A 19,028-nucleotide genomic window follows, 5' to 3' on the forward strand; every position below is an offset into this window, starting at 1 on the left:
GGGTTTATTTTAACTGGCCGCAAGGCAACCGGCCTCGATAGCGCAGCGCGGAACAGCCGCCTCCACGCCAATGCAGCGTCAGCCTGGCGGCAACGGCATCCATTGCAATACCAGCCATACCACCAGCAAGGGCCCGCCATTGAATATGCCATGCAGCAGCATGGCCGCGCCGATTCCGCGGCGCACGCGCAGCCAAGCCAGAGCCAGGCCGGTGAGCCATTGCGGCAAAACCAATAGCGGCATCAGCCACCACGGGGTCTGATTCAATGAAAAATTATTGAGGTGCACCGCTGCGAACAACAGGCAGGAGCCATGCACCATGATGGGAAACCCCGCCAGATAAAGACGGCGCAGCCGCCATGGCAGGGCGGTGGATGCCAGTGGCTTGCGACGCAGGCTGGGCCACCAACACAGTAGGACGACAATACCCACCACAGCCACCGTATGCGATTGGGGCCCGTTCAACAAGGCGAACACGCTCACCGGAACCAGCCACAGGGCTCGGCCGGGACGGCGCAAGCCGTAGCGGAATACGAGCTCTTCGACGACGGGAGCCCAGATCAGGGCCTGCAGCCAGGGAATGCTGGCAAGATTCAGACGATGTTCGGCGCCGCCGGCGCCGGCCGCCGCCAGCGCGATCGGCCCCAGGAAGAGCAGATTGATTGCCCACAACATGGCGGCCCACCGCAGCAACCGCGTAAAGGAAACCTCGGGAAACCAATCCACCCATTCGCCGTTGCCGGGCTGGCGCCCGGGCAGCCGCGGAGACACTGCCGGCCTGACGATGAAACGCAGGAAGTCGCGCCACTCTTGGCGGAACGTGACGGCGGGCGTCGCGCTAGCCACCATTACCGCCGTGAAGCTGCTGGGTGGCCTGATCAAATTCACCCCGCAGCAAGGCGGGAACCACAACCCGGCTACGCTCAAGCGCCTTTTCTATCTCGAGCAGTTCATCGCGTCGAGGCGGAGCCAATACAAAACCCACAACCTGCTGCGCCAGCCCCAGGGAGCGGGGGTGCCCGATACCAATGCGCATCCGCCAGAAATCGGCGCTGGAAAAAACGGATTGGATGTCGCGCAGGCCATTATGGCCGGCGTGGCCGCCGCCTTGCTTGATCTTTACCTGGCCCGGCATAAGGTCGAGCTCGTCGTGCAATACCAATACCTGAGCCGGCGTCAATTTGTAGAACCGCATCAAAGCGCCCGCCGCCTGCCCCGAACGGTTCATAAAGGTAGCGGGCTTGGCCAGCAATACCACTTCGCCATCGACACGCGCCTTGGCCACCCAGGAAAAAAAACTTTTCTCCAGCGTGAACGAGGCGTGCAGGTCATCGGCCAGCTGGTCGGCAAGCCAGAAGCCCGCGTTGTGCCGCGTGGCTTCATACTCGGGGCCCGGGTTGCCCAAGCCGATGATGAGGCGTATGGGTGGTTTCATAAGACTATTGTTGCCAGCATGCATTTCGGCAAGTGCGCAAGGTGGATGGCGTCTTGAGCAGACATGAACACAAAGCGCCTATCGTAAAACAAAAATAAAACAAACCCCCTATGGCAGTCGCCAAAAGGGGGTTCGCCGGGCTCAACGCGGCTTTTCCCCGCGCAGAACCCTTTCGCCGAAGATGCTTACTCGGCTGCGGGCTCGTCGTCCGCTGCTGGCTGATCACCCTCTTCAACTTCTTCGTCTTCGCTGGCGGAAGCACCGCCGCCCTTGACCAGAGCGGTAGCCAGCGCGGGGTTGGCTGCTTCGCCCAGACCCACAAAGGTGACGCCCTTGGGCAGCTCGATGTCGGCCAGGTGCAGCGTGGCGCCGGCCTCGAGGTTGATGAGGTCGACTTCGATCCCCTGGGGCAAGTCTGCAGGCAGGCAGGTGATTTCAAGCTCGGTGAGCACGTGGCTGATGATGGCCTTGCTGATCTTGACTGCGGGCGAAGCATCGCCGTTGATGAAGTGCAAAGGCACCTTGGTGGTGATGGCCTGCTTGGCCACGACGCGCTGGAAATCGACGTGCAGAACCAACTGCTTGTATGGGTGCCATTGCACCGCGCGCAGCAGAACGGGCTGCGACTTGCCATCCAGCTGCATATCAAGAATGGATGCATGGAAGGCTTCCTTGCGCAGCGCGTGGAAGATTTCGTTGTGGTCCAGCTCGATGTTCAGGGGTTTGTCGGTGCCGCCATAGACAATGGCTGGAACACGGCCAGCGTGGCGCAGGCGGCGGCTCGCACTCGTACCTTGGACGCTACGCAAAGTGGCGTTGAATTTCATGGAAGTACTCCAATACACAAAGGGCAAATGCCCGTTAAAAAACGCGGCGATGGGCGCCGCGCGCTTTCGCCTTCCCGCCGCGACCAGCGGGACGGCGCATGGGTTTTATTCGACGAACAATGAACTTACCGACTCGGCGTTGGAAATGCGCAGCATGGTCTCGCCCAGCAGCGAGGCGCAAGAGAGCTGGCGGATCTTGCTGCAGGCAACGCCTTCGTCGGATAGCGGAATGGTGTCGGTGACGACGAGTTCGTCGAGTTCGGATTCGTTGATGCGGGTGATGGCGCCGCCAGACAGGACCGGATGGGTACAGTAAGCGTAAACGGCGCTCGCCCCGCGCTCTTTTAAGGCCTGTGCAGCCTTGCACAGCGTTCCGGCGGTATCGACCATGTCGTCCATGATGATGCAGGTGCGGCCATCGATTTCACCGATGATGTTCATGACTTCAGACACATTGGCACGCGGACGGCGCTTGTCGATGATGGCCAGGTCGGCCTCAAGCTGCTTTGCCAGCGCCCTGGCCCGCACCACACCGCCGATGTCGGGCGAAACCACGACCACGTCTTGGTAGTTGCGGCGCCAGATATCGCCCAGCAGGATGGGGCCCGCATAGACGTTATCGACCGGAATATCGAAAAAGCCCTGTATCTGGTCGGCGTGCAGATCCATGGTCATGACACGATCAACCCCCACCACCTGCAGCATGTTCGCAACCACCTTGGCCGAAATGGCGACGCGTGCCGAACGCGGGCGGCGGTCTTGCCTTGCATAGCCGAAGTAGGGAATGGCCGCCGTAATGCGTCCGGCAGAAGCCCGACGCAGCGCATCGACCATGACCATGACTTCCATCAGGTTGTCGTTGGTGGGTGCGCAGGTGGGCTGGAGGACAAACACGTCTTTACCGCGGACGTTTTCGTTGATTTCGACCATGACTTCACCGTCTGAAAAACGGCCTACGGTCATTTTACCGAGCGACATGTCCAGATGATTGACAACGTCGACCGCCAACCGGGGATTGGCGGTACCGGTGAAGATCATGAATCTGTCATTTGCCATGATGGATGGGATTCCGCGGCGTCAATAATAAAGCTGTTGACGCGCGCCAGAGCGACGCGCTGACTCAACAGCTTGTGATACGCGCTTCCGGCCTTTGACCAGAGCTGCGTGGAAATGGCTGGGGAAGAAGGATTCGAACCTTCGCATGCTGGAATCAAAATCCAGTGCCTTAACCAGCTTGGCGATTCCCCAATTAATCTTTGGTCCAATACCGCAACGGATGATCGATGTATCCATGGCAAACCCATGTTGCGTCGATGACCGGTACCGTGTTGCCACAGTTCGGTATTTTACCGATAATTTTTTCTTGCTTCAGCAGCGCCTGACCATGCGTTACAAACTCGGCAAAAAGACATGCGCCCGAACCGGTCATGCGAGCCGGTATTTCGTGCCGGGCTAAAAAAACCAATGCTTTTTCAACCGTGGGATACCTAGCCCTTACAACCGCTTCCAGGTCATTGTGGCCAAAAAATGGTTCTGGCCCCGCCTGCCCGGAAAGCTGTCTTTCCTGTCGCCTTTGTTGCTGTTCAAGCAGCCATTCAGCAAAGACCGATATTTTGATGGGTTTGGAGTCGCGTGTCAAGTTGGGGTCGGTAAAAATGTGGGCTGTAGACACATGTTGGGCCGGCCGGGCGACCAAATAAGCCCGACTTGGCAAATTTACCGGCGTCAGAATCTCGCCTACACCTTCGGCAAATGCGGGTTGGCCGAAGATGAACACCGGCACATCAGCGCCCAATGGCAAGGCCAGCTCCATCAACTGTCGGCGGTTCAGGCCGGTCTGCCAGAGCCGGTTCAATGCAATTAACGTCGTGGCGGCATTGCTGGAACCGCCCCCCAAACCGCCACCGGCCGGTATGCGCTTGACGCAGGAAATGCGTGCGCCCCACTTCACATTCGTAGCCCGGCGCAACGCGGTCGCCGCCTTGAAGATAAGGTCATCCTCGGCCGGCAAGCCCGGAACTGGGTTTTCGCAAACGATGGCCCCGTCGTCCGTGCGTTCAAAATTAAGGGTGTCGCACAAGTCGATGAAGCGGAACGCCGTTTGCAGCAGATGGTAGCCATCGCTGCGCCGGCCTGTCACGTGAAGGAATAGATTCAGCTTGGCCGGTGCGGGAACCTCGTTCAAATACATGGGGCTTTTTTACGCGCCGTCCACCACCAGCCTGAGGCTGATGTCGCGCGCGGGCTCGGTACGGCGCAAGCGCAATAAGCGAGGCCCTTGCTCGTCATAGCGCGAAAGCTCGACACGCCAGCCTTGCTGCCCGAAGCGGTACAGCCGGCCGTCGTCGTCTTTCTCGACATGTTCGGTCGGGCCGGGCGCAAGCTTCCCGCGCAGCCAATAGCGCAAGCCGGCGATAGGTATGGGGCTGCCCAACACCAACTCGACCAGGGCGTCGGGGTCGGAGGCTTCTTCGACCGTACCATTGGTGCGCGTCAATATGGCCTTGCCCGGCTGCAGATCGATACGGGCCAGCGTATTGCCCAATGGATTGGCCAGGTCCAGCCGCTGCCCCGAGGGCGTGTCCCGCCAGGCGAAGCCGCCCTGAACGGCGTCCTGCTCTGCCGCGCGATGCTCTACCAGCAGTGCAAAGCGGCCGGTGCGATCGAAAGACAGCCCGGAGGATTCACCCCCGATACGCGGCGGCGAAGCGCAACCGGCGGCCAGCACGGTTGCCAGGCCCAGGCCGCCCGCCATCAGGCGACGCCTGGCGGCGCGGAATGGAACGTGCATCAAGGCGAGACTCCAAACTGTTTCATCGTCTTATTCAACACCTCGTTATCGGCATCCTTTGCAAGGGCTTCACGCCAGATGCGGCGTGCTTCTGCATGCTTGCCCTGCTTCCAGAGCACCTCGCCCAGGTGAGCAGCGACATCGGCCGCGGACATCAATTCGTAGGAGCGCTCGAGATATTCCTGGGCTGACTCGTAATCACCCATCCGATAGAAATACCAGCCCACACTGTCCAAAATGTAAGGGTTGTCCGGCTCGAGCTCCAGCGCACGCTCTAGAAGTTCGCGTGCTTCATCCAGGCGCGTGTCCTGATCGACAAAGGTGTAGCCCAGCGAGTTATAGGCATTGGCGTCATCGGGCTTGAGCTCGATCACGCGCAGCATCATTGCCTCGAACTCGTCGTAGCGGCCCTGGCGCTCGTAAAGCATGCCAAGGTCGTACTTGATCTCTGACGTATTGGGCAGGGCCTTGTCCGCTTCCTCGAGCACCGTGACGGCCTGCTCGGTGCGCCCTCCTTCGCGCAATATGGACGACATCGTAAGCGCGATGACAGCGCGCTCTCGGTCATTGGATGGCTTGAGAGTATCAAGGGTGCGGCGGGCCTGGGCCAGATCGCCCCGACGGCTTTCAAGCACGGCTTTGTGGATACGTGCCTGGAAGACAAGCGACGGGTCGTCGATCTGTTCAAGCTGGCGTATGGCTTCCGCCATGTCGCCCTGCCTTTCCGCAATCTTTACCAGCATCAGCCGGGCGTCGGAGGTGTCACCCATGGCGTCGGTCACCCTGTCGTCGACCGATTGCCGGCGCTGGGTCTGTACGTTGATGTATTCCAGCAGAAGATTCCGGGCAGCCTCGAAGCGTTCGGCGCGGAAGTTGATCTCGGCTTCGGTATACAGCAGGTCGAAATCCTCGGGCGTGCGCTGGCGCAGGGTGTGGACCACATCGAGCGCGCCCTCGAAATCACCCCGCCGCACAAGATGGTTGGCCAGCAGGAGCTGGACCTTGTTGGCGTCGGGATGTGTGTGGATGAACGTGCGCGTTTCGGCCAGCACGGCCTCGGGCTCGACGCTCATGCCATATTCGAGCACCCGTTGCGCGGCCGACTCAAGCGCCGGGTCGAGCGCCTGCGCCTGACGAGCCTCGTCCAGCGCTCGGGCGGGGTCGCCCGCCGCCCACGCCGCGTCGGAAAGCACCACATGTGAAATCGGCAGCGAACGCACAGGCGCGCGCAAGGTGCGTTCGAGCACGTCCAGGGCCACCCGTTTGTCATTCAGCTTGGAAATAATGGCCGCCGCCTGCAGGATGGCCGTGTTTTTGTCGTCGGCATGCTCGATACGCTTCCATAATGCCGACGCCATGCCGGAGGTCTGCCCATTCGAAGCCGCCAGCGCCAGGGAGCTTGCCACGGCCTCGGGGTCGCTGGGCGCCAGCAGCACCCACTGCTGCGCCGCCTCGTGTGCGCGAGCCATGTTCCGGTTGATAATGGATGCACGGAAGGCCTTTTGGGCCAAACGCGGATCAGAGGTATCCTTGGCCAGGCTCAGGAACTGGGCGCTGGCCACGTCGAAGTCGCCGCGCTGGGCGGCGATCTCGGCCAGCAAAATGCGGTACAAGAGGTCGGGGGTCAGTGCCACCGCCGGCGGCTCGCCGGCACGCAGGCGTATCTGTTCGACGGCCCCGTCTTGCGCCGCCGACGCCAGACCAGGTAACTGAAGACACAAACTTGCCGATACCGCCCAAAACAGGAGACTGGATAGTTTCATTCATGAACCGCCGCTGCGGCGCGAAGACAAAAAGCGCAAAATGGCGAAAATACATTATCAGATTTAGCGATGTTATCACCCTGTCATGCCCGAACTCCCAGAAGTTGAAACCACACGTCGCGGAATTGCGACGATCATGCCCGGCCGCCCCCTGCGCCAATTGATGGTGCACGAGCCACGAATGCGCTGGCCGGTGCCTGCCGACCTGTCCGCCCGCGTCGCCGGCCGGGTGGTCCAAAGCTGCGAACGACGAGGCAAATACCTGCTGTTGAACTTCGACCACGGCACCATGCTCATCCATCTTGGCATGTCCGGATCTTTACGCCGCGTGCACCTGGACGAGCCTCGCCGCAAGCACGACCATATCGAGTGGCTGTTCGACGATGCCCGCTTCTTGCTGCATGATCCACGCCGTTTCGGCGCCGTTCTGTGGCACGACGCCCAAGACGGGCCCCTGCCGGCGCATCCGCTGCTGGCCAAGTTGGGCGTCGAGCCGCTGGGCCCCGATCTTAACCCTGCGTTTCTGCACTCGCGCCTGCGCGGCAAACGCCTTGCCATCAAGCAGGCTTTACTGGCCGGCGACATCGTGGTCGGGGTCGGCAATATCTATGCCTCGGAAGCCCTGTTTCGTGCACGGATACACCCATTGACCCCCGCCGGACGCATATCATTGCAGCGGTGCGAGCATCTTTGCGTAGCCATACAGGCCACTTTGGACGATGCACTTACCTCGGGCGGCAGTACCCTGCGCGATTATGTGAACGCCACCGGCAACCCAGGCTCATACTTCGAGATTCACGCCGCCGTCTACGACCGGGAAAAGCAGCCTTGCAAGCTGTGCGAGACCCCGATACGCCGTATAGTGCAAGGACAGCGGGCCACTTATTACTGTCCGCGCTGCCAGCGATTTTGAGCCCTTGACGCATTGATTCACAAGCTTCAATCGAACGTGACAAAAAACACCGGTAATTCGCAACATGAACGAAACCCACGATCCCGACCTGAAAAGCTGGGTTGAATCGGCCAACGAAGACGGCTGTTGCTTTCCGATTCAGAACCTGCCCTTTGCCATCTACCGGCCCGCCGGCAGCAATGACTACCGCGCCGGCGTCGCCATAGGCAGCCACATACTCGACCTGCGCGCCCTGGCCGCTCAAGGGCCTTTCAGCCAACTGGCCGCGCGCGCCCTGGATGCCTGCCGCGAAGACTCTCTCAACGCGCTGATGGCGCTCGATGCCGAGCATTGGTCCGCCTTGCGGCTAGCCCTTTCGCGCGCTTTAAGCAAAGGCTACGCCCACCAAGCGCGGCTTGAACCTTTGCTTAGCGAACGTGCGACAGCACAATTTCATCTTCCCGCACACATCGGCGACTACACCGATTTCTACATCTCTCTACATCATGCAACCGCCGTGGGCAGCCTGTTCCGCCCCGACAATCCGCTTCTGCCCAACTACAAATGGGTCCCCATCGGCTATCACGGCCGAGCCTCGAGCATCAACGTCTCAGGCGCCGACTTTCCACGCCCCCAAGGCCAGACCCGGCCCTTGGCAGACGCAAACATCCCCTCATTCGGCCCGAGCCAACGCATGGATTACGAACTTGAGCTTGGTGTTTTCGTTGGCTGCGGAAACGCGCAAGGACGCCGCATCGACATGGATGAAGCCGAATCCCACGTGTTCGGTCTATGTATACTCAACGACTGGTCCGCACGCGACCTGCAGGCTTGGGAGTACCAGCCGCTAGGACCCTTCCTGGCCAAGAATTTCGCCAGCACAATTTCGCCATGGATCGTGACCCTGGAGGCATTGGCGCCGTACCGCGCTCCCTTCGAGCGAGACCCCGCCGACCCCCAGCCCATGCCCTACCTGTCTTCCGACCAGAACACCATCGCGGGCGGCATCAACATCGAACTTGAAGTGGCCATTAGCACACGAAAATCACGCGCAGCCCGACACGAGCCACACCGGCTGGCGCGAAGCAACTTCAGGCATGCCTACTGGAGCATTGCACAATTGATTGCGCACCATACAGTCAACGGCTGCAACCTGCGCCCCGGCGACCTGCTCGGCACCGGCACCCTGTCCGGCCCAGCCCCCGGTCAAGAGGGCTCCTTGCTCGAAGCAACGCGCGGCGGCAAGCAATGCGTAGCCTTGCCCTGGGGCGAAGACCGCTGCTTTCTTGAAGACTACGATCGAGTCATCATGCACGCCTACTGCCAGAAAGACGGCCACCCTTCAATCGGCTTCGGCGACTGCGCAGCCACAATTCTGCCCGCCAATTAGCGTTGGGGGAGGTCGGAGACAGCCTGAGCGAATATCACAACAACCCGTTAGCCGCGTAGCTTGCCTAATCGTGCATAAAAATTATCGACGTGCCCTTGCGCGTTCTGCCGCATGGCGGCGTTGCGTATCTTGCAGCTTTCCGGGTCTTCCAAAGCGCCCGCTTCGCCAACCTGACGTGAAGCGTCCTGTACGAACTTGCACATCGGATAGCGTTGTTCGCCGAAACGCTGCAGCAACCCGGGCACGTTGCCATTCGCCATATGCTGCGCCACCATGCGGCCCAACACCACTGCGTCTTCAACGGCCATTGCACCGCCTTGGCCCATAAATGGCGTCGAGGCATGGGCCGCATCGCCAATAAGCAGTACGCGACCCAGGTGCCAGGGCAAGGGCGCCGCCACTTCTTCCACGACCGTGTACAGCACTTCGTTCTGGGATGATATCTCGTCCAGAAAACGTCGTACAGGGCCCTGAAATTCAGCAAACTTGCTGCGCATCGTCGCAGGCCAGTCTTCTTTTGGATACCAGTGCCCTTGTGGTTCGGGGACCGTGCCGAATATGTAGAGCTTATCGTCACTGATGGGCATTATGCCCAATCGTTTGCCCACCCCCATCAGCATGATCTTCACATCCAGGTCGGCGGGGCGGTCGTGCACACTGCGCCATACGCCAAAGCCCGTATTACGCGGTTGAACTTCCGGAAACAACAGGCCACGGATTTGCGAGCGTATGCCGTCGGCACCCAGCACAAGGTCGTATTCTTGCGTACTGCCGTCGGAGAGCGAGACGCGGGCAGCCTGATCGGACGAACCGCAGTCCAGGTTGGCGACGGTGGTGTTCAGACGAATGCCTACGCCAAGCGATTCGAGCCGGCCGGCCAAAATACGGTGGATTTCGGCCCGCTTGATGCCCAGGATTGGCGGCATACCTTCTCTTGCCGACGGATAATACACATCAACGATCGGTTCGCCATGGTGATCCAGATAAATATTCTTGCCGTCTTCAATGGCAAATCCCGCTGCCAGAATCTCGTCCAGCACGCCCACATCGCGTAAGGCCGCCAGTCCATTGCCATACACAAAAATGCCCGAGCTTTGAAACCGCCATTCCGTTTGCTTGTCGAGAAGCGTAACAGCAATGCCGCGGCTTGCCAAGGTAATGGCCGCAGAGCAGCCAGCGATGCCGGCTCCAACGATGAGGGCGTTTTTGATAAGGGGCATGGGTCTCTATGTGGGAAATGGTGTCAACGGTAAAACTCAGGCCATGGCCGATTCGGCGCGATTACTGTCTTGCTCTTGGGCGGCATGAAGCCTGGCCAGTATCTTATGGGATGCGGTAACCGCCTTGTCAGCCTTTAAAGCCATATCAGGGGTACCGCCAGTCCAGGGCTTCATGGCTTGTTGCGCCTCTGCAATCTCGACGTCTTCGCCATGGACAACACGCGCACCCTCGTCCAGCTTAAGTGTCAAGGCCTCGTCGTCGATCCGAAAGTTTCGCGACATCGCAATAAAGTAGTGATGCGATTCGTCGGTTTCCGGGGTGATGAAGTGATCGGCGCGTAGATCAACTTGGGCTTCATTGTTCTCGTTCCGGGCCAGCACATTAATAGTGCACGGCGGGTGCCATTGCGCCACTTGCGTGCGGTCAATGGGCTCTTTCAGTTCGCGCCATGCCTTGTGCGCCGGTGCCTGAATGGTGTTCTTAAATACACGCTGCGAAGTTATGCAAGTATCTTCGACCACGACCTCAAGTGGGTCATTATCCAGACGCTTAGAATCAAAGCCAATCGAGTCGGCATGCAAAAACGCCACGTGCGACAGATCGAGCAAATTGTCGCTCATCAGCACATGTGCACTTTTGACATGAAAATACTGAACAATGTCACTGTTCCAGCCTTCGTCTTCGCGCCATGGCAGATGCGGTATCAACTTGGGGTCGGCGGCTTCGGGGTTGCCGGGCCAGATCCAGATCAGCCCGTAGCGCTCCACGCAGGGGTAGCTTCTAATATGCGACCGGGGCGGTATAACGTCTTGTGAAGGAATATGCACACAGCGGCCTTCGCTGTTGAACTCCATGCCGTGATAGCGGCAACGCAAGACATTGCCATCAACATGACCCATGGACAGTGGCGCTTGTCGGTGTGGACAGACATTGCGCAAAATAGCGGGGGCGCCGTTATCTTGTCGAAACACCACAATCGGCTCGCCGCCGATAATTCGGCCGAGCGGCTGTGCGCCCACCTCCGTGGCGGCACAAGCAACATACCAATAGTTCTTCAGCATAGCTTCTCCGTGTAGCGCTCACAGACGCGCGGCGCGGGGGATGACTGGTCAACTGACTCGTCAATTAATTCACTCTAACGAGAATTATCGCGAAGAACTTACTTCATTGTCAATCTCGGCGGCTGCATCGGGCAGCTCGGACGTGATGCCGTGCATGATGAGGTGAGTGACGAAATCCACATAGCGGGATTTCAGCTCATCGACGTCTGCATCTTCACCGAACAGCTCGTGGAGCAACGGCGAGGCGGCCACAAAAAACTCCGTCATGCCGATCATGGCCACATGTAAAAAGCGCGGATCGATCGGGCGTACCGGCTGAGACGGCTGGTCGTGCAGCATGGAAACCGTTAAATGCAAGCCGCGTGTGGCAATACGCGCCAGCAGGTCTTCGCCGTCGGACCCGCTGCCCGCACCGTAGATCTTGTCGAGCACCAAGCGATGAAATTGGGGGTTGGCTTGAATATGGCCAATCATGCTTTGCAGCCGCCCAGTAAGCTTTTCTTTTAGTGGGGCGCTGCTTTCCAAGGTAGAGCGAGCCGCGTCCTGTCCTTCATCAACCAGGCGGCGAACGACTGCGCGCAACAATTGATCCTTGTTGCCAAAGTAATAGCGGATCAGGGCAGGATGCACGCCGGCGCGTGCGGCAACGCTTGCCAACGTAAGGGATTCAGGCGCCGAAACGCGCAGCTCTTCAATGGCGGCCGTCAGTAGAGCATCTCGGCCGACGGTCTCGTCCGCATCGGGGCGGCCTTTGGCCCGCACTTTTTTTACTGTGTTCTTACTGGCTTTCATCATGATGGTTTTAAGGGTTTATACGTAAACTGCTAACTGGAGTCGCACAAAGCTAGACTCCCGAATTTCAACCCTCTATAATTCCCGCTAAAGTGAATTAAATAATAAAGTGTAAATCCAAGAAGTGTAAATCCAAGCAAAGCAGGGAAGAGACTATGAATAACATCTTTAACACAGTACGAAATCTGGTGAAACTCGCAGCCGTAGCCACGGCGGCTTCATTGGCGATGGCAAGCGCCCACGCAGAGCAACAGCCCGTCAACATTACCTATTTACTGCCGGCACCGACCAACGCCATCGCGTTCGCGCCGCTAATGCTGGCTCAATACAAAAACTACTACGCCGATGCCGGTCTGAACGTGCGCTTTGTCTCGGTACGGGGCGGAGCCGATGTCGGTAAACAACTGGGTGCGGGCAACGGCGAGCTCGGCGGCGCCTTGGGTGATACCCCGCTTATTTTGCGCCAGAACGGTATCCCCGTTAAAGGCGTAGCGCTGTTGGGCGGCAAGGCCCTGCACCAGCTCATGGCTCGCACCGACCGCGACATCAAAACCCCGGCCGACCTTGAAGGCAAGACGATTACAGTCATGTCCTACCAAGACACTTCGTTTTTTGCCACTCTTGCCGTGCTAGCCAACGCAGATCTGACACGGGACGACGCCAGTATCCAGGCCGCCGGCCCCAATGGTATCTGGCAACTGGTCGCCAACGGCAATGCCGACGCCATAGTCGGCGCCCCCGAAATGGGCGCATTTGCCGAAGACGCCGGCGCATCGCTCAACTGGCAATCCACGGGCGAATTCTTCCCAGGCATGGCGCAGGCAATTCTCACCTCGGAAGACATGATCAAGAACAACCCCGACACCATCCGGAAATTTGTGGCCGCCACCCTCAAGTCGCTCGCCGAAGTGCGCGACGACCCCGAATCCGCAGCCAAAGCGTATGTCGAGGCACAGCCCAGCTACAAAGGCCGCGAAGCACTCGTAACCAAGGTATTAACCTACTACGCAAACAACGTGTACCCCGGTCAAGAAGTGCTAGGCCAGTTCGATCCCCAGCGCATCGACGCCTTGCAAAAGTTCTACCTTGAACAAGGCATTATTCAGAAAGAGCTCGACCTGAACGACGTCTTCACCAACGAATTCGTTACCGAATAACGCCTATGGATTTCGGTGTAGTGGGGTTTGGGGCGACATCAGGCTCGACCCCCAACACCTTCCCCGGATTCATCAAGCCCTCAGGATCAAGCGCCCTTTTAACCCGGCGCATCAGAGACATCTCGACCGGGTCTTTATAGCGCGGCAAAACATCCCGCTTAAGCTGCCCCACCCCGTGCTCAGCGCTGATCGAGCCGCCCAGCTTGTGCACATTGTCGTGCACGATTTCGTAGACCGCGTCCTGATGCGACAGCAGTTCATCCTCGGTAAAAGCTGTTCCGCGCGCCACGTTGTAATGCAGATTGCCATCGCCCAAGTGCCCGAAAATAACGTGCTCAATGCCAGGAAACCGCGCCTGCAAGGCCGCGTTGGCTGACTCAATAAACACAGACATCTTCGAGACCGCCACCGACACATCGTGCTTGATGCTCTTGCCGGCGTCTTTTTCCGCCAGCGGAATGCTTTCCCGCAGATGCCACAAAGCCTTGCTTTGCGAGATGTTTTCCGCAATGACCGCATCCGCCACCAAGCCCGCCTCGAACGCATCACCAACAATCGTTTCAAATCGCTCGCGTGCGTGCTCAGCGCTTTCGCTGTCCGAGATTTCAAGCAAGGCATACCAAGGCAACGTCGCCGACTCGCCTTCAAAGGGCAGCTTCTGCTGAGGATAGTGCTTGTTGACCAAGTGCAGGCAAGAACCCGCAATCAGTTCGAAGCCCGTGAGGGCCGGGCCGAAGCCTTGGCGCGCCACCGTCAGCAAAGCCACCGCATCGTCCACAGAGTTAAGGGCCACAAGGGCCGTGCACTGCGCCACCGGCAAGGGATACAGCTTGAGCGTGGCGGCCGTGATGATGCCAAGCGTGCCTTCACTGCCCATATACAAATTACGCAAGTCGTAGCCGGTATTGTCCTTGCGCAAGCCGCGCAATCCGTGCCAGACCTCTCCTTGCGGTGTAACGACCTCTAGGCCAAGAACCAGATCACGTGCGTTGCCATAACGCAGCACTTGAGTGCCGCCCGCATTGGTGGCCAGGTTGCCGCCTATGGTGCAACTGCCTTCCGCCGCCAGGCTCAAGGGAAAAAGCCTTTGTGCGTCGTGCGCCGCCTGTTGCACCGATTGCAGAATGCAGCCGGCCTCTACCTCCATCGTGTCGTTATCGGTATCGACGCCCCGAATGCGGTTCAAGCGCCCTAGCGACAATACGATGGCCGAGCCGGTAGAATCGGGCGTAGCCGCGCCGCAAAGCCCCGTATTGCCGCCTTGCGGCACAATGGGCACACCATTTTCAGCGCACCACTTCACCACCTGCGCCACCTCTTCCGTGCTGCCCGGCCTTACCACCGCCAGCGCCTGGCCGCGATAACGCCCCCGCCAATCTTCCACATAAGAAGCGGTGTCGGGCCCCGTCAGTACATGAGAAGGGCCAAGAAGTTCAACGAGTTGATCCAGTTTTATCATTACCTGCCTTTGCCATGCGCCCATTGCGCGGATAAGGCCTTCATTTTAGCCCTTGAGCGGCTATGCAATAATCCCAGGGCCTGTGCGCATTGCCGCAGGCGCTGAAAAGGCGGCCTCAATCTCGGTACGCCCGATATTTGTCGGTACGCCCAATATTTGATTTCTTCTAAGGAAACCTCGTGACGTCGACCAACGCCCTGCCCGATGCCGTCTTCAAGGCCTACGACATCCGCGGCACCGTGCCCGAACAGATCAACGCGCAGTTCGCCCGCCTGCTGGGACGAGCCCTGGCCCAAAGAGCCCGCAGCGAAGGCATTGACACACTGGTCGTCGGCTATGACGGCAGGCTCAGCAGCCCCGAACTGGCGCAGGCCCTGCAGGAAGGCATCAACGCCGAAGGCGTCGACTCGCTCGACATCGGCATGGCGCCGACCCCCCTGGTCTATTTTGCCGCCCACACCCAGCAAACCGGCTCGGGCGTGGCCATTACCGGCAGCCATAACCCGCCCAATTACAACGGCTTCAAGATGATGATGGGCGGCAAAACGCTGCATGGCGCCGATGTTCAGGCCCTGAAGGCCGTCATGCGCGAGCTGGATCCTACCGACGAAGCACTGCAAGGCCGACGCACCACCCTGAACTTGATCGACGACTACGTGCAACGCATCGCCTCCGACGTCAAGCTTGCGCGGCCCATGAAAATCGCCATCGATTGCGGCAATGGCGTGGGCGGCGCGGTGGCCCCACAGCTTTTCCGCGCCCTGGGCTGCGAAGTGGACGAGCTGTATTGCGAAGTGGATGGCCATTTCCCCAACCACCATCCCGACCCGGCCGACCCGGCCAACATGCAAGACCTCATCCGCCACGTGCAAAACTCCGATTGCGAAATCGGGCTGGCGTTCGACGGCGATGCCGATCGCCTGGGCGTGGTCACCAAGGCGGGCGAAATCATCTGGCCCGACCGGCAGCTTATTCTCTATGCTCGCGACGTGCTGTCGCGGGTGCCGGGCGCAACCATTATTTTCGACGTCAAGTGCAGCCGTCACGTGGCCGCGTCCATTACTGCGGCGGGCGGCACACCGCTGATGTGGCAGACCGGCCACTCCATGATCAAGGCCAAGCTGGCCGAGACCAATGCGCCATTGGCAGGCGAAATGAGCGGCCACACCTTTTTCAAGGAACGCTGGTTCGGGTTCGACGACGGTCTGTACACCGGCGCCCGCCTGCTCGAGATTCTGGCGCGCTCCGATAATGCTTCAGCGGTGCTCGAGGCCCTGCCCAAAGATATCTCCACGCCCGAACTCAAGCTGGAAATGCAAGAAGGCGAGCCGCACGCCCTGATCAAGCGGCTTCAAGCAGAAGGAAAATTTGCAACTGCCGAAAGCATCAATACGATCGACGGCGTGCGGGCCGAGTACGCCGACGGCTTCGGACTTGCGCGGGCGTCCAACACCACGCCCGTGGTCGTACTGCGCTTCGAGGCCGATAGCCAGCAGGCGCTTGAGCGCATCCAGCAGGAATTCCGCGCCGCGCTGACACCCCTGGCGGGAGGCGCCCAGCTTCCCTTTTAAGTTCAACCTGCCCTAAAGAACCCACGGCGTTTGGCTCTTCACACCCGCACTAGACAGGCTTTTTCAGCCCGTCTGGCGGAATGCGGCGTGAATAAATCAGTAGCCGCGGCAAAAAGCCGGGGATACTCCACGGTCACGAATGGAATGGACAGATCACCGCCCTGCAGACTACCCGGTAGTTGGACAAGTTACCGTGCGGAAATAATTCCGGCGTCCAGGCTGGAAAAACAGGGGCAGTTAATTAAAGTCAAACGGCTAATCGAGGTCTGACGGCTCGAACCTGCGAGATGCGCCGGCTGTGGCGGAAAGGGCCTCGTAGATTTCGAGATGCCGCTGCACCACCAGCCTGATGTCAAAGGCGCGCTCAGCCAAGTGCCTGCCCTCTTCCCCGAACTGCCGCCTAAGCGCCGCATCGTCGGCCAGGCGCTGTACCGCCGAAGCTAGTGCTGCCGCATCGCGAGCGGGTACGAGCAGGCCGGTTCGGTCGGCCTCGATGGCGTCGCGGCAGCCGGGCACGTCGGTGGTGACCACGGCCCTGCCGCATGCCGCCGCCTCGATCAGCGACTTGGGCAGCCCCTCGCGGTACGAAGGCAGCACGGCAATATGCGAACGGGCATACAGGCCGGCCACATCCTTTTGTTCGCCCACGTAGTCCACCACACCCTCATCTTGCCAGCCTTGGAGCTCCTGGGCGGAAATGCCCGCCGGATTGCCGCTGTCGAGGCTGCCCGCAAGCACCCAGCGCATGCCGTCCGTTCGCCTCGACGCCATGCGCGCCGCCTGGACAAACTCGCGCACGCCCTTGTCCGCAAGCAGGCGGGCCACCATGACGGTCGCCAGCGGCCCCTCGGGCTCGGGCTGGACCGCGAAGTGGTCCAGGTCGACCCCCGACCCGCGTATGAGCTCGACCTGCCGCTGGCGAACCGCCCCCGCCCGCAGCAGCACATCGCGGTCGCTGGTGTTCTGGAAGATGACGCGGCTGTTGCGGTGCCCCAGCGCGAGCCGATAAAGCATCAGCGCGGCCCAGCGCAAAAGATCGAAGCCCCCGCGCTTGCGCATGAAGATGAAACCCAGGCCAGATACGGCGGCGACATAGCCGGGAACACCCGCCAGGCGCGCCGCGATGCCCCCGTACAGCACCGGTTTGATCGTGACGGCATGCACGATATCGGGGCGCAGCGCGCGATACAGCCTCCATAGCGCGAACAGCGTGGCGCATTCCTGCAAAGGATTCTTGCCGCTGCGCGACATGGGAATTTCATGGTGCTGAAAGCCGTGCGACACGATGTCGGCCGAGGCTGCCCCCGCCATGGTCGCTACATGCACATCGTAGCCGGCCTCCTGGGCGGCCAGTGCGATGGGCAAGCGATGGGAAAGAAAGAAAGCCGGGTTGTTCACCACGTACAGCAAACGTCCGAGTCCGCCTGTATGCAGCCTTGAGCCGGATTGCGTCCCAAGGGCGCCGCCGGTCCGGGAGGAAGCCTGCGCCTGGCTGGACGGCAACGAGCGTTGCGCCGAATGGCGCTCAGCCAGGCGACTCCAGTTTTGCTCATAGGCCGACACCATGGCCGGCAGGCTGAACAGGCGTTCCACACGCCCTCTGCCCTGGCGCAAGCGCTCTTCCATGGCCGGGGTTCCCAGTTCGCGTTGGGCTGCTTCCATGGCTTGCCCCAACAGCGCACCGTTTTGCGAAGGGACCACCCAGCCGCAATCGCCGACGATATGCGCGGCGTCGCCCACATCTGTGACAACGCAAGCCACGCGCGCCGCCATCGCCTCGGCCACCACGTTGGGGAAGCCTTCGGCACAGCTGGACAAGACGTGCATATCCAAGGCCGACATGATGTCCGGCACGTCGTCGCGGCGACCCAGCAAAATTACCTTGTCGCGCAATTGCCAGCGATCTAGCAAAGCCATCAACGCCGCGTTGTCGGGGGACAACCCGTGGCCGATCAGCACGCAGCGCGCGTCAGGCGCCGAACGCAGGCATACGGCAAAGCCTTCGAGCAGATTGGCATGATCCTTGAGCGGATTCCAGCGCGCCACGCTGCCGAACAACGGCGTATCGCCCGCCACCCCCCATTCGGCCCGCAATCGTTCGCGAGCGCCCGCGCGCGGCTCCCAGCGCGACAGGTCGTAGCCATTGGGAATCACCGCCATACGGTCGGCACGATAGCCCCGCGCCTGATGTCGGGTCGCCGCATCCTGGGCACAGGCAATGATGCCGGCCGGCACAACCCCCGAAAGTCGCGCGCAAACCCAGGCAATCAGGTTCGTGAGCCGGCTGCTTTTTTCGAGGTTGGCGCCCGAGTTGCGTATACCCCAGGAAACGGTGCGCACGCCCGCCCAGCGTGCGACGATGCCGCCGATGAGGTCGGCGTGGTACATCCAGGTTTGCACCACGTCGGGCTGCTCGGCTTTCAGAAGACCGTGCAAGCGTCGCAGGCCGCGCCAGGTGAGCTTGCCGGCGGGCATGTCCAGCGTCACCACCGGTATGCCTGCGTCCCGCAGCAAGGGACCAAAGACGCCTTCGCCTCCCATGGATACCACCGTGTGCCGAACGGCCTGGCCAGGCGCCGTCGCCAGACGATGCAAAACCGTCTCGGCTCCGCCCTGCCCTAGGCCGGAAATAATGTGTACGACGTGCAAGGTATCAGTACCGCCCATGG

The 19,028-nt window shown here is 60.3% G+C and carries 16 protein-coding genes, 1 tRNA gene and 1 pseudogene; 4 read left to right on the forward strand and 14 right to left on the reverse strand.

The genetic code is table 11. The features are described 5' to 3' along the window. Positions 1 to 78: 78 nt before the first annotated feature. The 8 genes from ACIY1O_RS09295 to ACIY1O_RS09330 form a co-directional block, all read right to left on the reverse strand. The gene (locus tag ACIY1O_RS09295; protein WP_397474817.1) at positions 79 to 849 is read right to left on the reverse strand and encodes a CPBP family glutamic-type intramembrane protease; all 771 of its coding nucleotides are present in this window, start codon (positions 847 to 849) and stop codon (positions 79 to 81) included. Continuing rightward, positions 839 to 1,435, reverse strand: a complete 597-nt coding sequence (gene pth, locus ACIY1O_RS09300; protein ID WP_397474818.1) for an aminoacyl-tRNA hydrolase — start codon at positions 1,433 to 1,435, stop codon at positions 839 to 841. The genes ACIY1O_RS09295 and pth overlap by 11 nt, the downstream gene beginning before the upstream one ends. A gap of 185 nt (positions 1,436 to 1,620) precedes the next feature. Then, positions 1,621 to 2,262 carry a 50S ribosomal protein L25/general stress protein Ctc gene (locus tag ACIY1O_RS09305; protein WP_397474819.1) on the reverse strand — a complete coding sequence of 214 codons (642 nt, stop codon included), beginning with the start codon at positions 2,260 to 2,262 and terminating at the stop codon, positions 1,621 to 1,623. Between the two features lie 105 nt (positions 2,263 to 2,367). After that, the gene (locus tag ACIY1O_RS09310) at positions 2,368 to 3,318 is read right to left on the reverse strand and encodes a ribose-phosphate pyrophosphokinase (protein WP_397474820.1); all 951 of its coding nucleotides are present in this window, start codon (positions 3,316 to 3,318) and stop codon (positions 2,368 to 2,370) included. A 115-nt stretch (positions 3,319 to 3,433) separates the two neighbouring features. Further along, positions 3,434 to 3,510: transfer RNA gene (locus ACIY1O_RS09315), tRNA-Gln, on the reverse strand. 1 nt (position 3,511) lies between these two features. Next, complete coding sequence (gene ispE / locus ACIY1O_RS09320) at positions 3,512 to 4,453, reverse strand: 4-(cytidine 5'-diphospho)-2-C-methyl-D-erythritol kinase (RefSeq protein ID WP_397474821.1); 942 nt, start codon at positions 4,451 to 4,453, stop codon at positions 3,512 to 3,514. 9 nt (positions 4,454 to 4,462) lie between these two features. Further along, entirely contained in the window at positions 4,463 to 5,053 is a 591-nt protein-coding gene (gene lolB, locus ACIY1O_RS09325) for a lipoprotein insertase outer membrane protein LolB (RefSeq protein ID WP_397474822.1), read from the reverse strand. Beyond that, positions 5,053 to 6,816, reverse strand: a complete 1,764-nt coding sequence (locus ACIY1O_RS09330; RefSeq protein ID WP_397474823.1) for a tetratricopeptide repeat protein — start codon at positions 6,814 to 6,816, stop codon at positions 5,053 to 5,055. Before ACIY1O_RS09330 ends, lolB begins: the two co-directional genes overlap by 1 nt. Before the next feature lie 85 nt (positions 6,817 to 6,901). Here ACIY1O_RS09330 and mutM point away from each other — a divergent pair, with 85 nt between their 5' ends. Further along, positions 6,902 to 7,729, forward strand: coding sequence for a bifunctional DNA-formamidopyrimidine glycosylase/DNA-(apurinic or apyrimidinic site) lyase (gene mutM, locus ACIY1O_RS09335; RefSeq protein WP_397474824.1), 828 nt, complete (start codon positions 6,902 to 6,904; stop codon positions 7,727 to 7,729). Positions 7,730 to 7,784: 55 nt separating this feature from the next. After that, positions 7,785 to 9,098, forward strand: coding sequence for a fumarylacetoacetase (gene fahA, locus ACIY1O_RS09340; protein WP_397474843.1), 1,314 nt, complete (start codon positions 7,785 to 7,787; stop codon positions 9,096 to 9,098). A 47-nt stretch (positions 9,099 to 9,145) separates the two neighbouring features. Here the strand turns inward: fahA and ACIY1O_RS09345 are convergent, their stop codons facing one another. From ACIY1O_RS09345 to ACIY1O_RS09355, 3 genes are all read right to left on the reverse strand, one after another. Continuing rightward, the gene (locus tag ACIY1O_RS09345) at positions 9,146 to 10,318 is read right to left on the reverse strand and encodes an FAD-dependent oxidoreductase (RefSeq protein ID WP_397474825.1); all 1,173 of its coding nucleotides are present in this window, start codon (positions 10,316 to 10,318) and stop codon (positions 9,146 to 9,148) included. A gap of 36 nt (positions 10,319 to 10,354) precedes the next feature. After that, entirely contained in the window at positions 10,355 to 11,380 is a 1,026-nt protein-coding gene (locus tag ACIY1O_RS09350; RefSeq protein ID WP_397474826.1) for a Rieske 2Fe-2S domain-containing protein, read from the reverse strand. Positions 11,381 to 11,464: 84 nt separating this feature from the next. After that, positions 11,465 to 12,175 carry a TetR/AcrR family transcriptional regulator gene (locus ACIY1O_RS09355; RefSeq protein WP_397474827.1) on the reverse strand — a complete coding sequence of 237 codons (711 nt, stop codon included), beginning with the start codon at positions 12,173 to 12,175 and terminating at the stop codon, positions 11,465 to 11,467. Positions 12,176 to 12,327: 152 nt separating this feature from the next. Between ACIY1O_RS09355 and ACIY1O_RS09360 the strand changes: the two genes are divergently transcribed. Beyond that, positions 12,328 to 13,329 (forward strand): ABC transporter substrate-binding protein, encoded by a 1,002-nt coding sequence (locus ACIY1O_RS09360; RefSeq protein WP_397474828.1) that lies wholly within the window; start codon positions 12,328 to 12,330, stop codon positions 13,327 to 13,329. Here ACIY1O_RS09360 and ACIY1O_RS09365 read toward each other — a convergent pair. Next, on the reverse strand, positions 13,319 to 14,788 hold the full coding sequence (locus tag ACIY1O_RS09365) for an FAD-binding oxidoreductase (RefSeq protein ID WP_397474829.1): 1,470 nt from the start codon (positions 14,786 to 14,788) through the stop codon (positions 13,319 to 13,321). The genes ACIY1O_RS09360 and ACIY1O_RS09365 overlap by 11 nt on opposite strands. A gap of 179 nt (positions 14,789 to 14,967) precedes the next feature. Here ACIY1O_RS09365 and ACIY1O_RS09370 point away from each other — a divergent pair, with 179 nt between their 5' ends. Beyond that, entirely contained in the window at positions 14,968 to 16,359 is a 1,392-nt protein-coding gene (locus tag ACIY1O_RS09370) for a phosphomannomutase/phosphoglucomutase (RefSeq protein WP_397474830.1), read from the forward strand. A gap of 255 nt (positions 16,360 to 16,614) precedes the next feature. Here the strand turns inward: ACIY1O_RS09370 and ACIY1O_RS09375 are convergent, their stop codons facing one another. Both ACIY1O_RS09375 and ACIY1O_RS09380 read right to left on the reverse strand, forming a co-directional pair. Further along, the gene (locus ACIY1O_RS09375) at positions 16,615 to 17,793 is read right to left on the reverse strand and encodes a glycosyltransferase family 4 protein (RefSeq protein ID WP_397474844.1); all 1,179 of its coding nucleotides are present in this window, start codon (positions 17,791 to 17,793) and stop codon (positions 16,615 to 16,617) included. 234 nt (positions 17,794 to 18,027) lie between these two features. Next, a pseudogene (locus ACIY1O_RS09380) lies at positions 18,028 to 19,026 on the reverse strand (glycosyltransferase); the annotation flags it as partial. Positions 19,027 to 19,028 lie beyond the last annotated feature (2 nt).

The organism is Pusillimonas sp. (assembly GCF_044464525.1).
In the GTDB taxonomy this organism is placed as follows: domain Bacteria; phylum Pseudomonadota; class Gammaproteobacteria; order Burkholderiales; family Burkholderiaceae_B; genus Pusillimonas.

Bases quoted from the DNA above. Each gene is read 5' to 3' on its own strand.
- ACIY1O_RS09295 (WP_397474817.1), bottom strand. From the start codon at position 849: ATGGTGGCTAGCGCGACGCCCGCCGTCACGTTCCGCCAAGAGTGGCGC.
- ACIY1O_RS09360 (WP_397474828.1), top strand. From the start codon at position 12,328: ATGAATAACATCTTTAACACAGTACGAAATCTGGTGAAACTCGCAGCC.
- ACIY1O_RS09365 (WP_397474829.1), bottom strand. From the start codon at position 14,788: ATGATAAAACTGGATCAACTCGTTGAACTTCTTGGCCCTTCTCATGTA.
- ACIY1O_RS09305 (WP_397474819.1), bottom strand. From the start codon at position 2,262: ATGAAATTCAACGCCACTTTGCGTAGCGTCCAAGGTACGAGTGCGAGC.
- ACIY1O_RS09330 (WP_397474823.1), bottom strand. From the start codon at position 6,816: ATGAAACTATCCAGTCTCCTGTTTTGGGCGGTATCGGCAAGTTTGTGT.
- pth (WP_397474818.1), bottom strand. From the start codon at position 1,435: ATGAAACCACCCATACGCCTCATCATCGGCTTGGGCAACCCGGGCCCC.
- ACIY1O_RS09350 (WP_397474826.1), bottom strand. From the start codon at position 11,380: ATGCTGAAGAACTATTGGTATGTTGCTTGTGCCGCCACGGAGGTGGGC.
- ACIY1O_RS09355 (WP_397474827.1), bottom strand. From the start codon at position 12,175: ATGATGAAAGCCAGTAAGAACACAGTAAAAAAAGTGCGGGCCAAAGGC.
- ACIY1O_RS09345 (WP_397474825.1), bottom strand. From the start codon at position 10,318: ATGCCCCTTATCAAAAACGCCCTCATCGTTGGAGCCGGCATCGCTGGC.
- lolB (WP_397474822.1), bottom strand. From the start codon at position 5,053: ATGCACGTTCCATTCCGCGCCGCCAGGCGTCGCCTGATGGCGGGCGGC.
- ispE (WP_397474821.1), bottom strand. From the start codon at position 4,453: ATGTATTTGAACGAGGTTCCCGCACCGGCCAAGCTGAATCTATTCCTT.
- ACIY1O_RS09310 (WP_397474820.1), bottom strand. From the start codon at position 3,318: ATGGCAAATGACAGATTCATGATCTTCACCGGTACCGCCAATCCCCGG.
- mutM (WP_397474824.1), top strand. From the start codon at position 6,902: ATGCCCGAACTCCCAGAAGTTGAAACCACACGTCGCGGAATTGCGACG.